Origin of the sequence: Clostridium frigoris (genome assembly GCF_018861865.1) — a bacterium.
GTDB lineage: Bacteria > Bacillota > Clostridia > Clostridiales > Clostridiaceae > Clostridium_AD > Clostridium_AD frigoris.
The window spans coordinates 31898-48052 of sequence record NZ_JAHLDV010000009.1; the positions used below are offsets into that span (position 1 = coordinate 31898).

Sequence of the window (16155 nt, forward strand, 5' to 3'; positions counted from 1 at the left end):
ACTAAGCATATGTGTTGACTTGGAAGGGGCTATCAAAAGTGACTATTTTTATAAACATTCTTCTCGTATTTTTACTCGTATTTATGAATGCTTTTTTCGTTGCCACAGAGTTTGCAATGGTAAAGGTTAGAAAATCTAGGATAGAAACATTAGTGATGGATGGAGCTCAAAATGTAAAATATACTTTAAAGGTTGTAAAAGATTTAAACTCTTACCTATCTGCATGTCAGCTAGGAATAACGCTAGCATCCCTAGGACTTGGATGGATAGGAGAGCCTGCAGTTGCAGCAATGCTCACTCCGTTATTTAGTTTAACGAATCTACCAGAAGCTGCTGTACACTCGATTTCTTTTATATTGGGATTTTCACTTATAACTGGATTTCATATAGTACTTGGTGAATTAGTCCCAAAGTCACTTGCAATTATAAATACAGAGAAGATAGCAATGTATACAGCGCTACCCCTTGTTTTGTTTTATAATGTAACTTTTCCAATAATGTGGGCGTTTAACCATAGTACTAATTTAGTTTTAAAAATGTTTGGTGTATCACTAGTTGATGAGCATGATGTAGCACATACTGATGAGGAAATAAAGTTATTGGTTGAGGAAAGTTATAATCATGGATTAATAGATAAGACTGAATTAACTTTTATAGATAATATATTTGATTTTTCAGAGAAAACAGTAAAAGAGATAATGATACCTCGAACTGATATGGAATGTATTTATCTCGAAGATTCTTTTGAGGACATTATAGCATTTACTTTAGATGAACAGTTAACAAGATATCCGGTATGTCGTGATAGTAAAGATAATGTTGTTGGGTTTGTACATATTAAGGATTTGTATAAGCAGAAAATTGAAGGAAATAGCCAAAAGATAGAGGATGTTATCCGTGAAATTAAATTTGTCCCAGAATCTTTATCAATAAGTGAATTATTAAAAGTATTTAAAAAAGATAAGGTACAAATGGCTATAATTATTGATGAATATGGTGGAACGTCTGGACTTTTAACTATTGAAGATATTTTAGAAGAAATAGTTGGTGAGATTCAAGATGAGTTTGATGAAGAGGTTAATGAGATTATTAAAACAGAAGATGGCGGTTATAGCGTAGATGGTAAAGTTCTTATTGAAGACATCGTTGAACTTCTAAGCATAGATATAGAAGAAGAAAACATTGATACAATTGGTGGATGGGTCTATTCACAATTAAGCTCATATCCACAAGTGAATGATAAAATAATTTATGAAAATTATGAATTTATTATATCAGAATGTGATAGCAAAAGAATTAGTAAAGTTAAAATTAAGAAATTAATTGAAAAATCAATTGAAGAATTGGATGAAAAGTAGTAACAAACCCCGCTTAGTTATGTAGTTAATAGCTAAGGGGGCCATTTTTTTATTCGTATTTATAGTATAAGTTTGAATAAATATACAACAATATGAATAATTATTCAAAACTTGTTGATTTTTTTATAAGTCTACTGTATAATACTCTTTATTAACAAATTTTAAAGGTGAGGCGATTCAATATGATTAAAGCAGGTATAATAGGGGCCACTGGCTATGCAGGTGAACAGCTAGCATGGTTTTTATACAAGCATCCCAATGTCAATGTAGAATTCTATTCTTCACATAAATATGCAGACATGAGTTATAGTGAAACATATGGTAACTTCTATAGTTATATAGATGATATATGCGTTGATATGGAGACAGCTATGAGTAAATTATCTGATATAAATGTTCTTTTTATAGCTATGCCACATGGCAAATCATTTGAAATAACGCAGAAGGCATTAACACTTGGAGTAAAAGTAATAGATTTAGGGGCGGACTATAGATTAAAATCAAAAGATGTTTATGAAAAATGGTATAACGTTAAACATGAATGCGAGGATCTACTAAAAGATTCAGTTTATGGCCTTTGCGAATTGAATAGAGAAGCTATAAAAGAGTGTAATTTATTAGCAAACCCAGGTTGCTTCCCAACAGCCACTATATTAGCACTTACACCTATGTTAAGCAAAAATATGATAGATACGGCGTCAATCATAGTTGATGCTAAATCAGGAGTATCCGGTGCAGGTAGGGGCGCAAATGTTGCCTCACTTTATACAGAATGTAATGAATCAATTAAAGCTTATGCTGTTACTACTCATAGACATACTCCAGAGATTGAGCAAGAACTTAGCAAAGCTTGCGAAGATGATGTAACAATATGTTTTACTCCTCATTTAGTTCCAATGAATCGTGGAATATTATCAACTTGTTATGCAACACTTACGAAAGACATAACTGAGCATGATGTTATATCTTTATATAGAGATTTTTATAAGGATGAATATTTTGTGAAAATTATAGATGGATTACCTGAAACTAGATGGGTAAGAGGGTCTAATATATGTCATATCGGAATCAGGGTGGATAAACGTACAAATAGAGTAATAATAATATCTGCTATAGATAATTTGGTTAAAGGTTCTGCAGGTCAAGCTGTGCAAAATATGAATATTATGTTTGGAATACCAGAAACTACTGGCCTTGAAATTATTGCTATGGCACCATAAATAATATTGTAATTATATTTAACAATTAGTTTTAAAATATAACTTTTGTATACATACATCTATGTATATAATTACTTACGGGAATAATATGATATGGGGGTAGATACATGGGAAAAATGTTCTTTGAAGTTAGAAAAGCTGTTACTAGCGACATTGAAGAAATAATGTTACTTGCAAAAAAATCGTTTAAATTGTATGCTGAGAATGCAGGGATTACGGGATTAGTAGCTCCTTTTGAGGAATCGTATGATGATGTATTAAAAGCGATAGAGACTACTAATGTTTTTGTAGCTCTATCTAATGAAAAAGTTATAGGTAGCGTACGAATTAAAGTTAACCCCGATCATAGTGCTTATTTAAGCAGATTTGGAGTTTCGTCGCTACATCAAAATAATGGGATTGGTAAAATATTAATGAATGCAGTTGATATTGCAATGATGGAGCAAGGGGTTACCGGTTTATATCTCCATACTGCATCTAGAATGTTTTCACTTATTAGATTTTATTATGGAAGATGTTTCTATATAGAGTCAACAAATAATGATCGTGGATATATTAGAGCATTATTATGCAAAGAATATGCTGTAGCAACATCAAAAGAATTGTTAGATAACATAATTTGCAATGATAGAGTAGTTTAAAATGGAGTGAATACCTTAAGGATATTCATTCCTTTTTTTTATATATTAAATTGTATGTTTACAGATACATCATAATGTAGTATTATGATAATAGTTCTCAAGTGACTATCTGTATTATATGAAAATAGAATATATTTTTTAAGGTTATAGTGATAATGAGTTTCAATATTAATAATAATTTTTATTAGGAGTGATTATATGGAAAAGCTAGTATCATTAATTGATGTAGAGATGAAAACTAAAGTTAAGGTAGTTGAAATAGCATTAGAGAGTAAAGTACGCAAAAGAATAATGGATATGGGAATAGTTAAAAATACGCAGCTTGTAGTAACTGGGAAAGCTCCAATGGGAGATCCTATAGAACTTTCAGTTAGAGGTTATACATTAAGTCTTAGGAAGAGTGAAGCAAAAGATATTATGGTAGAGGTAGTATAAAAACAATAAGGGAGGCTTAGTGATGAGTATGCCACTTAATTTTATTGGAATGGGAAGATTTGCGAAAATTAACAGTGTCCATGGTGGTGAGAATATGTGCAAGAAAATAATGGAGATGGGCATGAGTACAGGCGCTATAATAAAAATCATGAAAAATGATAGTGGTCCTTTAATTGTTAAGGTTGGAGAAACTAGATTGGTTCTTGGACGAAGTATGGCACAAAAGATTATGGCAAGTGAAGTATAAAATAATAAGAAAATATGGGGGAATACATGAGTAACGTAAATAATCAAGGTCAAGACTTAGTAATAGCACTAGCGGGTAATCCTAATTGTGGAAAAACTAGTTTGTTTAATGCATTAACTGGTTCAAAACAACATGTTGGTAACTGGCCAGGGGTTACAGTTGAGAAAAAAGAGGGTAGGTTCAAGTTTGAGGGTAGAAATATAATAGTAGTAGACTTACCGGGAACGTATAGCCTCGGGGCATATTCAGAGGATGAGATAGTAGCTCGTGACTTTATATTAAAAAGTAAGCCAGATGTAGTAATTAATGTAATTGATTCTAGTAATATAGAAAGAAATTTATATTTAACGATGCAGATTTTAGAAACTGGTGCAAAAATGGTATTAGCTTTTAATATGATGGATGAAGCAAGAAACAAGAATATAGAAATAAATATTGATAAAATATCAAAATCTTTAAATGTACCGGTGGTTGCTACAACTGCAACTAAAAATGAAGGTATAAAAGAACTCATAAAGCAAGCTATAAAAATAGGTGATTCTAAGCAACATAATATATTTAAAATTAATTATGGTAAAGACATAGAAAACGAAATTAGAATACTTACAGAAACTTTCGACCAGAGTTCTGTAACTAAAGAATACCCAACTCAGTGGGCGTCACTAAAACTTTTAGAGGGCGATGAATACATAAAGAAATATGTGAATGAGAATAAGAATCATGAAAATATAAATAATACACTTACTAAAAGTATAGAGAATTTAATCGTAAAAATAGGTTACGAACCAGATGCATTTATAATAGATAAAAGATATGAACTTATAACTAAAATAGCCTCCGATAGTGTGAAAAAAGAACAATCAAATCTTGAGAGTACTTCCGATAAAATAGATAAATGGACCACTCACAAGTATTTAGGAATACCGATATTTGCTGTGGTAATGTTCCTTATGTATCAAATAGCAATGATCTTTGGAAATGGGTTCTTGGGTGGACTCGTGGATACAGGATTTAGTGCTTTTGGAGATTTTATAGGTGTTATTTTAGCTAGCATGGGAGCACCAGTACTTTTACAATCATTTATTACTGATGGAATAGTAGGGGGACTTGGGTCAGTGTTTGTATTTACGCCTATGATTTTTACTATGTATTTCCTCATAGCTATACTTGAAGATAGTGGATATATGGCAAGAGCAGCTTATATAATGGATAAATTTATGAATTCAATAGGACTGCATGGCAAAACAGCAGTATCTCTTATAATTTCTAGTGGCTGTAATGTAGCTGGAATTATGTCTACAAGGACACTAGACAGTAGAAAAGATAGAATGATAGCGATACTTATAAATCCTTTTGTGTCTTGTAGTGCAAGACTTCCAGTCTATGCATTGTTTGCTGGTGCTTTTTTTACCGGTAGAAAGATTTGGTTGTTTGATGCAGGTGGAGTTATAGTCTTTGGGTTATATGTTCTAGGCATTGCAGTTGCAATATTAATGGGTAAATTCCTTAGTGCTAAAGTATTCAAAGGAGAAGAATCTTATTTTGTAATGGAACTTCCACCTTATCGTATACCAACAGCAAAAAGTGTATTTATACATATGTGGGAAAAATCATCTCATTTCCTAAAAAAGATGAGTACAATAATACTAGGACTAGTTATAATTGTTTGGATTCTATCAAACTTACCAATGGGAGTTACTCCAGGAACTAAAGATAGTTTAATAGGATCGTTAGGCTCAATTATCGCACCAATATTTAATCTTGCGGGTTTTGGAACTTGGCAGGCAGGAGTATCACTTATAACAGGTCTTGCTGCTAAAGAAGCAGTAGTTAGTACGCTGGGAACAGTTTATGCAGCGTCAAATGATGCATCTTTAACAGCGGCTATTCAACAAGCTTTTACACCTCTTACCTCACTAGCGTTTATGGTAATGACATTACTTTATTGTCCTTGCGCAGCAACGATAGGCGCAATTAGAAGAGAGACGAATTCTAGGAAATGGGCTGTTATTGCAGTAATATATACATGTGTTATCGGATGGGTAGGAGGAGTTTTAGTTTATCAAATCGGAAAACTTTTAGGATACAATTAATATAAAGGTACATTAAAAAAATATCTATTTAGTGATAATGAAAATCAATATCATGATTGCAATACACAAAAGGGAGGTGAACTTATGTGCATATTACTCATTGGTGGAGATAAACTTGGCAATATTACGCAGAAACTAATGCAGAATGGATTTAATGACATAGAGCACATTACTGGTAGAAAAAAAGATGCTAAAAATTTTAGATTACCCGGTCACATAGATTTAGTAATGGTTCTTATAGATTTTGTAGGACATCAATTAACAAAGATTGTTAAAGAAGAATCAAGGAGATCTAATGTTAAAGTTGTATATTCAAAACGTTCATGGATACATATGGAAAAGAAGATACAAGAATGTGCAAAGGAACTTGGATGTAGTCCTAAAGCTATTATTTAAATATAGTAAAAAGAGTAATATCATTGAGTTATATAAAAGGGAGGAATGTAGAGTGTTAATGAAGGTGCTTAAAAGATTGGCTGCTGGTGATCGATATTCTAATAAGATAATGGCGAAGGAACTTGGAATAGATGAAGGAATGGTTGAGCAAATGTTAATGCAGCTTGCGCAGATGAAATATATTGAAAAGGAAGATATGACGTCTTGTTCTGGATCATGTAATTGTGGAAGTAGTGCTAAAAAGGCAAGTTGTTGCAGATTAAAAAGTAATATAATAATGTGGAAAATCACCAGTAAAGGTAAGGAAGCAGCATTAAGAGTTGCTAAATAAAGGAGTAAAAAACAAGCATGAGGATGTTTGTTTTTTACTCCTTTATAAATTCACGATTATGAATAAACATCAGAAAGTTCAACTCTTATACTTTGATCTTTAGCATGTAATTCACTATTATATATTTTGTTTTCCTTAGAGACTTTTCCGGAAGGAAGACTAACGGTAAACTTGCTTCCCTTGCCGTACTCACTTTCGACGGTTATGGTACCACCGTGTAATTTTACAATAGATTTAACTAAACTTAGTCCTATACCTGTACCTTCTGCATTTCTTGATAGTGATTTATCTATCTGCTTAAATCTATCAAATATCATATCTAAGTTCTTTTTTTCAATTCCAATACCATTGTCACTTACTGATATTTCAACAAATTCATCTTTGTCATTAATATTTACTAATATTTCATTGCCAGCATTTGAAAACTTTATAGCATTTGATATAAGATTTAATACTACTCTTTCTATTTTTTCTTGGTCACAAGCAATTACTTTTTCTTCTGTATTAGTATCAAAGATAATATTTAATCCTTTACTGTCGGTGAAATTAGTTACAGACATTACTATATCTTCTACAAACTTAACTATATTGTTATTTGATAGGTTAAGTTTTAAGAAACCTGTTTCTATTTTTGACAAATCGACTATATTATTAATCATTTTAGATAATCTATAGGAGTTTTGTTTAATTGAATCTATATATTTAATAATTGAATCCTTATTATCATCAAGGGATCCACTTTTACAATACACATTAAATAACTGAGCTGTTGCAAATATAATATTCAGTGGAGTTTTAAGTTCGTGGGAGATGTTAACAAGAAATTCTCCTTGTGATTTCAATGCTTCTTTCATATATATATTAGATTTAATTTCATGTTCGTGACAGTCATTTTGATGGTTGATTATTTTATTTTGATTTTCTATATTTTGATTTTTGAGAACCCTTTGAGTAACTTCAACAGCGGTATGAAATATGTATTTCATCTTTCCATTATCAAATATGGGTGTTTGAGTGGAATCCCAGTAAGTTTTACCTTTTGTTATATTATCAAATTCGAATTCTTTTATATAACTTGCCTTTTGAGAAATAAGAACAGAATTACAAATAACTTCAGCTGGCGTTCCAATAAAACCAGTTATAACTTCACTTATAGGTTTACCTATACTATTTTCTTGTTTATTGTAATTAGAGTATGTAAAATTAAGATACTTTTGATTTGCTTTAAGCAATATTAAATCGGGTATACTGTAAACAGCAACGCCTGATGTGTTATCAACAAACATTTGTTCAACGAATATGAGTTTGTCATTAAGTCTGGAATTTGGTTTTTCAACAAAAGTATATAACTTACTATTTGTCTCAGAGCCGTGGGAGATTGAGATATCAACTTCAAGTGCATTAAGGAACTTTGTGAATATATAGCCAGAGTAATTATTATTTATTTTATCTTCTAAAGATTTTAAATTGAAATTTAACATGCTTCCTACTTCTTTAATGGATTTACCAACCAATTCACTTAGTACGTATTCTGTTAAATCAAGGAATTTATCATTAACATCTGTCACAATGTTAGCACACGAATACAAGTATGGTTCTATTATTGTTTCACTATAAGCATTTATCATCCAATAGCAACCTCCTCTTCATTCTATACATATATATATTACCATATTTTATACAACATTACTATATTGAATATTGAATTTATATGATTTTTATAATCTTATAGTATTTTAAAAAACAATATTGGAATAATATTACAATAAATCCATAATGATGATATACTTATACTAATAATCATAGTAAAAAATTATAGGTAATAGAATGTTATTGCCATTATATATATATTTAAGGGAGGTTTTTTTAATGAAACTAAATAAAATAATAGGCAAATTCCTTGATGCATGTGGAAAATTATTTGCCAATCGTTCTAGGTGGCTAATCATAGGTAGTATATTATTGGTGATTATTATAACAGGTACAGGAGGGTTTTATATTTCGCAACACAAACTAAAGGAGCAGGGTAGTCCTAAAATTGTACAAGCAGTTCAGATTAAGCAGAAATTAGATACTAAACAGGTTGCAATAAAACAAAACCATAACACCCAAAATCCAAGTGATGAAGAATTAGTAGTATATAATACGATGCATAAAATGATAAATACTAAAATTGTGGCAGAAGATGGAAAGATATGGGGAGAGATAGAGATAACTGATGGTAAGTGTAACCAATTAATTAGTGATATTTCAAAAAGTGGGTATCCTGACAAGGTAGAGCTTTTACAGTTTCTTAATCGTTGGAAAAATAAAGATTTTAAGAGTGGAGTCGGGGAGCACAATTACTTATGGGATGGACTTAAAGGAACACTCGGAAAGGCCAAATCACTTAGAGAATAATCATATTAATAATATATAATAATTTTAAAAAAGTGCCTATAGGCACTTTTTTTAGTTGATTAATATAGGAATATTATCATTAGGTAAAATAAAATTAATTAGCGAAAAAAGTTGAAACATGTCGCATCCAATAGTATAATATGTATATAATTTTCTTTTTCATATGCTAGTAAAAAGCTTATGAAATTATTTAAGGGGTGTATGTATGAAGAAACATTTAAGCGAACTACAAGTATATAGTGGGATAGCAATTTTATTTGTAACATTTATACATAGCGATGCATTTTTTTTGCTTAGTATATTACACTTAAAAACTTATGTTCAAGTGGGTTTTTTATTTAATCTTGCAGATAAAGTTGTCCATGTAGCAGTGCCAATGTTTATATTTATCGCAGGATATAAATACGAAATGCAGGATAAAAATGAAATATATACTAAACTTATATATAAAAAATTTACTAATATTATTAAACCATTTCTTATTGTTAGTATATGTTGGATATTATTTGAGTGGGGAAAGCTTTGTTTAGAAAATATTGTTTTGCATGACCATGTTAATATTTATTATGTGTTTATGAATTGCTTAAAGGATTTATTTAATACATTTTTGGGGGATAATTTTGCATACCAATTATGGTATATTCCTATGTACACACTTGTTGTATTTAGTTACCCAATTATAATTAAATTTTTGAAAAATTCTAGAACAAGAATGATTATTTTATACATTATAGCAATTATAATAACTGTTATTCAAATTAAAACAAAGCTACTCTCTAGTCCATATATGCAGCCTATTAATTTTATATATTACTTTTACTTATACGAGTTAGGAGTCCAATTATATTCTAAAAAAATTAAAAATAAGTATAGAAATATAACTATTATATCTTATCTGCTTTTATTACCAGCAGTATCACTTATAAAAAATCCACTTATAAGTAATTTAAGCACAAATTTAATTTTCACTCCTATTGCAGTAATTGCAATGTATTATGTAGCGCTATACTTAAAAAACAATAAAATATTATTAACCTTAGGAAAATATTCTTTCGCAATATACTTGTTCCATGAACCTATTTTTGTAAGCAAATTATCTAGACTATTAGTAAGTCATGATTTATATAATTCTAAAGTCGTCATACCATTTGTAGCAGTAAGTTCTATTGTGCTTAGCATTTGTTTTTATAAAATTTTAATAAAAACAAGGTTTGGTAAATATGTTTTTAATATTACATAACAAATGAAAAAGCATGATATATTTTTAAATATATCATGCTTTTTTTATCTTAATGATATTTGATCGAAGATGATAAATAGCTTCGCTTAATAATTAATCAATTAAGTTTTTTGATCTTAAAAAGTCTTCGGCAACTTTTTTAGATTGTGCGCCGTTATCAACTTTTAAGTTCATAGATCTCATTTCTTCATCATTAATTTTTCCATCTAAGACAGACAATACACCTTTTAATTCAGGGTATTTTTTCATTGTATCTGCATTTATTAGTGGAACTGCATAATATGGTGGGAAGAAAGCTTTATCATCTTTTAAAAGTTTTAAATCAAACTTTTTAATTAATCCATCAGTGGAGAATGCATCTAAAACCTGGGTCTCATTATTTTTAAGTGCTGTATATCTAAGTCCACCATCTATACCTTTTACACTTTTGAATTTTAAATTGTATTTTTTCTGAAGCCCAAGATAACCATCTGGTCTATTAGCAAAATCCATAGTAACTCCAGCTGTTACTGTTGGACTTATTTTCGCTAAATCAGATATAGTTTCTAAGTTATACTTTTTTGCAAAATCTTTTTTTACGGCTATTACGTAAGTATTGTTAAATCCTATTGGTTTTAACATTTCTATACCATATTTTTTAGCCAGTGCTGCTTTTCCAGTATCGTAAACTTTTGCTGGATCGCTCATAGTAGGTTGTTTTAGCATATTTACAAGAACGGTGCCAGTATACTCTACATATAGATCAACATCTTTTGATTTTAGGGCACTAAATACTACATTAGTTCCACCTAAATTCAATTTTCTTTCAACTTTGTATTTTGTTTTAGCTTCAATTAATGAGGAAACCATATCTCCGAGTATTATTTGTTCATTAAAGTTTTTAGATCCTACTACTATCTTGTTTTTATCATTAACAAAACTTGTAGCTACTGTTGATAATATAACTAAAAGTACAAGTCCTGAAGCTATAAGTTTGAATTTTTTACTTCCAAATAAACCTTTGCGTTTAGAAGTTTTACTGTGAGTAACTTTTATTCCCTCAGGAACTACTATGTCTTCTATCTTGCCTAGTACAAAATCTAATATAATAGCAAGTATACAAGCAGGGATAGCTCCAGCAAGAATCATGTTATTATCTACAGTTTGAACTCCAGAGAAGACTAAATATCCAAGACCACCAGCGCCGATGAAAGCAGCTATGGTCATTAGTCCGACAGCTGTAACTGAAGATATCCTAATACCTGACATAATAATTGGCATAGCTAGGGGAAAACGAACTTTTAGAAGTACTTGAGTATTTGTAAGTCCCATACCATCGGCAGCTTCAATAAGTGCAGGGCTGACATTTGTTAGTCCTGTAAATGTATTTTTTACAATTGGTAGAAGAGAATACATAACTACCATTATAATTGCAGGTTTACTTCCAATACCAAGTACTGGTATTAAAAATCCAAGTAATGCAAGGCTAGGTATAGATTGTATTACATTTGTAACACCAATTACAGGAACCGAAAGTTTTCTATATCTAACTATAAGTATACCAAGTGGTATAGCAATTATTATAGCAATAACAATTGAGAATAAAGTTAGTTGAATATGTTGTATAAATAAATCCATTATTTGAGTTTTTCTTTCTACTAGGAAATTAAAAAAAGAAGTTAAATTATTCATTAACATCTACCTCCATATCTATGAATTGATTACTTAATATAGATAAAAGGCTGCTCTTTGTAAGAAGGCCTACTAGCTTATGGTTATCATCAACTACTGGAACAAAATTTATATCTTCCTTTTTTATAACCTCTAATATATTTATTATTGTATCTTCTTGATTTACGGTTATAAGCTTGGTTTCCATTAAGTCTTTTATTCTTTTAGTTTTATCTGGATCTTTTCTTAGAGTTGTTCTAATTTGTTTTAACGTAACAAGTCCAGTTAGCGTATTACCTTTATCTATAACAAGTAAACTATCTACATTGTTAGATTTCATTATTTCAATTGCTTGGAGTATTGTTCGTTCTCCAACTGATTTTATAGGTTTATCTATCATTATATCTTTTGCCATAATTAGTTCAGGTTGATTCCATATTCTATTTTTACCTACGAAGTCACGTACGAAGTCATTAATAGGATTTTTTAATATTTCTGATGGTGTATCAAATTGAACCACATATCCACCATCCATAATGCAAATTCTATCGCCAAGTTTTAATGCTTCATCCATATCATGAGTTACAAATATAATAGTTTTTTTGTAGTTTTGTTGAATATTAAATACTTCATCTTGAAGCTGAGTTTTTGTTATAGGGTCCAGGGCACTAAAGGGTTCATCCATGAGTATAACATCAGGATCCATTACGAAAGCTCTTGCAACACCTACTCTTTGCTGCTCACCTCCACTTAATTGATTGGGATATTTATCTATATATATATCAGGATCTAGTCCTACAAGTGTTAACAACTCAATTACTTTAGTGCGTATCTTGTCTTTTTCCATTTTTTCTATAGAAGGTATTAATGCTATATTATCACCTATAGTCAAATGTGGGAGTAGACCTGCTTGTTGTATAACATAACCCATATTACGCCTTAATTTTATGGTGTTTTGATCTCCAATTTTTTTACCATTAATTAAAACTTCACCAGAAGTGGGAGTTATTAATTTATTAATCATTTTTAATGTTGTAGTTTTACCGCAACCACTAGGTCCTATAAAAACTACTAATTCTTCATCTTGTATAGTAATATTTATATCTTTTAATATTTTTCTACCATTAAAACTTTTGCTTACATTCTTAAACTCGATCAAGTTAAAACCTCCTAATTTTATAAAGTAACAACTCATAGTATAACATTGAGTTGTTACTTTGTAAAGATTTTGTAAATCCATATTAGACCCATATTAATTTGTATGGAATTATTATTTATCTATTAAAGCACATTTATACAAACTTTTTATAAAATAGTTTTCTATTTTAATTTGAAAATAAAAAGGCGATATATTTTAAAAATATATCGCCTTTTGTACTTTTAGATTCTATTTAATTAATTTCTTAGATCTTAAAAAGGCTTCTGCAACTGTTCTAGATTTTGCGCCGTTATCTACTTTATAGTTCATAGTACGCATATCATCTTCAGTGATTTTACCTGCTAAAAGTTGTAATACACCCTTTAATTCAGGGTGTTTTTTTAGGGTTTCATCTTTTATTATAGGAGCAGCATAATAAGGTGGGAAAAATTTCTTATCATCTTTAAGAAGTTTTAGATCGAATTTTTGGAGCATTCCATCTGTGGAGAATGCATCTGTAATCTGAGTTGAACCTTTTTCAAGAGCGGCATATCTAAGCCCCCCATCTAGTCCTTTTAAGCTCCTAAAGTTTATTCCGTATGTTTTTTGTAGCCCAATATACCCATCTTGTCTATTTGCAAACTCCATAGTAAATCCAGAATTTATTGTATTACTTATTGCTGCTAAATCGGAAATAGTGTTTAGATTATTTTTCTTCGCAAAGTCTTTTTTTAAAGCCAATACAAAGGTGTTATTGAATCCTAGGGGCTCTAAAAAATCAATGCCATATTGCTTTGAAAATTCAGATTTTACTATATTATAAACTTTAGTTGGATCAGTAATTACGGGCTGTTTTAGTATGTCTACAAGAGCTGTTCCAGTGTATTCTGCATATATATCTATGTCTTTTGATTTCATAGCGGTAAAGACTACAGCAGTTCCTCCTAAGTTTAATTTTCGATCAACTTTAAGGTTAGTTTTAGCTTCTATTAATGAAGCCATCATATCCCCGAGTATTATTTGCTCGTTATAACTTTTAGAGCCTATGACGATTGTATCTTCATTTTTAACAAAACTCAAAGCCGCGGAGGATATAATTACGAGAAGAATTAATCCTGAGGCTATGAATTTGAATTTTTTACTACCAAAAATTGTTTCATTTTTGGGGGCTTTAGTTTTAGTAACTTTTATACCCTCTGGAACTACAATATCTTCTACTTTTCCTAAAATAAAATCTATAAAAATGGCAAGGAAGCAAGCAGGAATAGCTCCGGCAAGAATCATATTATTATTAACTGTTTGTACACCTGAGAAAACTAAGTATCCAAGGCCACCAGCGCCTACAAATGCAGCTATGGTCATAAGTCCAACTGCCGTGACTGCAGATATTCTAATACCAGACATAATAATTGGCATAGCTAGTGGAAAACGGACTTTGATTAATACTTGAGTATTTGTAAGTCCCATACCATCAGCAGCTTCAATAAGTGCTGGGCTAATGGTAGTTAGTCCTGCAAATGTATTTTTTAGAATTGGTAGAAGTGAATACATAACTACCATTATAATTGCTGGTTTACTACCAATGCCAAGTACTGGTATTAAAAAACCAAGTAATGCAAGACTAGGTAGTGATTGAATTACATTTGCAAAACCAATTACAGGAGCTGAAAGTTTTCTATATTTAACTATAAGTATACTAAGTGGTATAGCTATTACTATAGCAACCAAAATAGCGAATATAGTAAGCTGGATATGCTGAATAAACAAATCCATTATTTGAGTTTTTCTTTCTACTAAGAAATCAATAAAAGAAGTTAAACTATTCATTTATATCTACCTCCATATCAATAAATTGATTACTAAGTATAGATAGAAGGCTGCTCTTTGTGAGAAGACCTGTTAGTTTCTTTTCATTATCAACTACAGGAACAAAGTTGATATCTTCTTTTTTTATTAATTCTAATATATCTATTATTGAATCTTCTTTATTTACTGTTATTAGTTCTTTTTGCATTATATCTTTTATTCTTTTAGTTTTATCAGGATCTTTTCTAAGAGTTGTTCTAATTTGTTTTAGGGTGATAAGGCCGGTTAAAGCATTATTTATATCAACAACAAGTAAACTATCTACACTTCTTGTCTTCATTATTTCAATTGCTTGAAGTATTGTTCGCTCTCCAATTGATTTTACAGGGTTATCTATCATAATATCTTTTGCCTTAATTAATTCAGGTTGATTCCATATTCTGTTTTTACCTACAAAATCTCGTACAAAGTCATTAATGGGATTCTTAAGTATTTCAGATGGAGTATCAAATTGAACCACATGACCACCATGCATAATACAAATCCTATCTCCTAATTTTAATGCCTCATCCATATCGTGAGTTACGAATATTATAGTTTTTTTATAATTTTGTTGTATACTAAATACTTCGTCTTGAAGTTGAGCTTTCGTTATTGGGTCCAGGGCACTAAAGGGTTCATCCATGAGGATTATATCGGGATTCATTACAAATGCTCTAGCAACTCCTACTCTTTGCTGCTCACCACCACTTAATTGATTGGGATATTTATCTATATACATTTCAGGGGCGAGTCCTACGAGATTTAATAATTCAATTACTTTAATATGTATTTTATCTTTATCCATTTTTTCTATAGATGGTATTAATGCTATATTGTCACCTATAGTTAAATGTGGGAGAAGGCCTGCTTGTTGAATAACATAACCCATATTACGTCTTAGTTTTATTGTAGTTTGGTCTTCGATTTTTTTACCATTAATCCTAATTTCACCAGAATCAGGTATTAATAATTTGTTAATCATTTTAAGCGTTGTAGTTTTCCCACAACCACTAGGTCCGATTATAACAACTAATTCTTCATCTTGTATAGTAATATTTATGTTTTTTAATATTTTTCTACCATTAAAATTTTTGTTTACATTTTTGAATTCAATCAAAGTTAAAGCCCCCTAATAATTTATGAGTAACAACTTAAATA

Annotated in this window: 15 protein-coding genes; 10 read left to right on the forward strand and 5 right to left on the reverse strand. The window is 30.3% G+C overall.

All coding sequences use genetic code 11. The annotated features are described in order from the left end of the window. The first annotated feature begins 38 nt into the window (after positions 1 to 38). The 8 genes from KPL37_RS06570 to KPL37_RS06605 all read left to right on the forward strand — a co-directional run bounded on the left by KPL37_RS06570 (position 39) and on the right by KPL37_RS06605 (position 6721). Entirely contained in the window at positions 39 to 1358 is a 1320-nt protein-coding gene (locus KPL37_RS06570) for a hemolysin family protein (RefSeq protein ID WP_216146938.1), read from the forward strand. Positions 1359 to 1540: 182 nt separating this feature from the next. Further along, positions 1541 to 2578 carry an N-acetyl-gamma-glutamyl-phosphate reductase gene (gene argC, locus KPL37_RS06575; protein WP_216146940.1) on the forward strand — a complete coding sequence of 346 codons (1038 nt, stop codon included), beginning with the start codon at positions 1541 to 1543 and terminating at the stop codon, positions 2576 to 2578. 107 nt (positions 2579 to 2685) lie between these two features. Next, positions 2686 to 3219 (forward strand): GNAT family N-acetyltransferase, encoded by a 534-nt coding sequence (locus KPL37_RS06580; RefSeq protein WP_216146942.1) that lies wholly within the window; start codon positions 2686 to 2688, stop codon positions 3217 to 3219. A gap of 198 nt (positions 3220 to 3417) precedes the next feature. Beyond that, positions 3418 to 3654, forward strand: a complete 237-nt coding sequence (locus tag KPL37_RS06585; protein ID WP_216146944.1) for a FeoA family protein — start codon at positions 3418 to 3420, stop codon at positions 3652 to 3654. A 22-nt stretch (positions 3655 to 3676) separates the two neighbouring features. Continuing rightward, positions 3677 to 3901: a FeoA family protein gene (locus KPL37_RS06590; RefSeq protein ID WP_216146946.1), complete on the forward strand. Its 225-nt coding sequence runs from the start codon at positions 3677 to 3679 to the stop codon at positions 3899 to 3901. A gap of 26 nt (positions 3902 to 3927) precedes the next feature. Further along, the gene (gene feoB, locus KPL37_RS06595) at positions 3928 to 5994 is read left to right on the forward strand and encodes a ferrous iron transport protein B (RefSeq protein ID WP_216146948.1); all 2067 of its coding nucleotides are present in this window, start codon (positions 3928 to 3930) and stop codon (positions 5992 to 5994) included. Positions 5995 to 6078: 84 nt separating this feature from the next. Beyond that, positions 6079 to 6390, forward strand: a complete 312-nt coding sequence (locus tag KPL37_RS06600) for a DUF2325 domain-containing protein (RefSeq protein WP_216146950.1) — start codon at positions 6079 to 6081, stop codon at positions 6388 to 6390. A 58-nt stretch (positions 6391 to 6448) separates the two neighbouring features. Next, entirely contained in the window at positions 6449 to 6721 is a 273-nt protein-coding gene (locus KPL37_RS06605; protein WP_246578158.1) for a FeoC-like transcriptional regulator, read from the forward strand. 56 nt (positions 6722 to 6777) lie between these two features. Here the strand turns inward: KPL37_RS06605 and KPL37_RS06610 are convergent, their stop codons facing one another. Then, entirely contained in the window at positions 6778 to 8349 is a 1572-nt protein-coding gene (locus KPL37_RS06610) for a sensor histidine kinase (RefSeq protein ID WP_216146954.1), read from the reverse strand. Between the two features lie 241 nt (positions 8350 to 8590). On the opposite strand from KPL37_RS06610, the gene KPL37_RS06615 reads away from it, so the two are divergent. Continuing rightward, positions 8591 to 9121 (forward strand): DUF6241 domain-containing protein, encoded by a 531-nt coding sequence (locus KPL37_RS06615; protein WP_216146956.1) that lies wholly within the window; start codon positions 8591 to 8593, stop codon positions 9119 to 9121. A gap of 205 nt (positions 9122 to 9326) precedes the next feature. Then, the gene (locus KPL37_RS06620) at positions 9327 to 10361 is read left to right on the forward strand and encodes an acyltransferase family protein (protein WP_216146958.1); all 1035 of its coding nucleotides are present in this window, start codon (positions 9327 to 9329) and stop codon (positions 10359 to 10361) included. Positions 10362 to 10454: 93 nt separating this feature from the next. Here KPL37_RS06620 and KPL37_RS06625 read toward each other — a convergent pair whose 3' ends face one another. From KPL37_RS06625 to KPL37_RS06640, 4 genes are all read right to left on the reverse strand, one after another. Continuing rightward, positions 10455 to 12032, reverse strand: coding sequence for an ABC transporter permease/substrate-binding protein (locus KPL37_RS06625; RefSeq protein ID WP_216146960.1), 1578 nt, complete (start codon positions 12030 to 12032; stop codon positions 10455 to 10457). Further along, the gene (locus tag KPL37_RS06630) at positions 12025 to 13170 is read right to left on the reverse strand and encodes an ABC transporter ATP-binding protein (protein WP_216146963.1); all 1146 of its coding nucleotides are present in this window, start codon (positions 13168 to 13170) and stop codon (positions 12025 to 12027) included. Before KPL37_RS06630 ends, KPL37_RS06625 begins: the two co-directional genes overlap by 8 nt. 228 nt (positions 13171 to 13398) lie before the next feature. Continuing rightward, on the reverse strand, positions 13399 to 14976 hold the full coding sequence (locus tag KPL37_RS06635) for an ABC transporter permease/substrate-binding protein (protein ID WP_216146964.1): 1578 nt from the start codon (positions 14974 to 14976) through the stop codon (positions 13399 to 13401). After that, complete coding sequence (locus tag KPL37_RS06640) at positions 14969 to 16114, reverse strand: ABC transporter ATP-binding protein (protein WP_216146966.1); 1146 nt, start codon at positions 16112 to 16114, stop codon at positions 14969 to 14971. The genes KPL37_RS06635 and KPL37_RS06640 overlap by 8 nt, the downstream gene beginning before the upstream one ends. Positions 16115 to 16155: the final 41 nt, after the last annotated feature.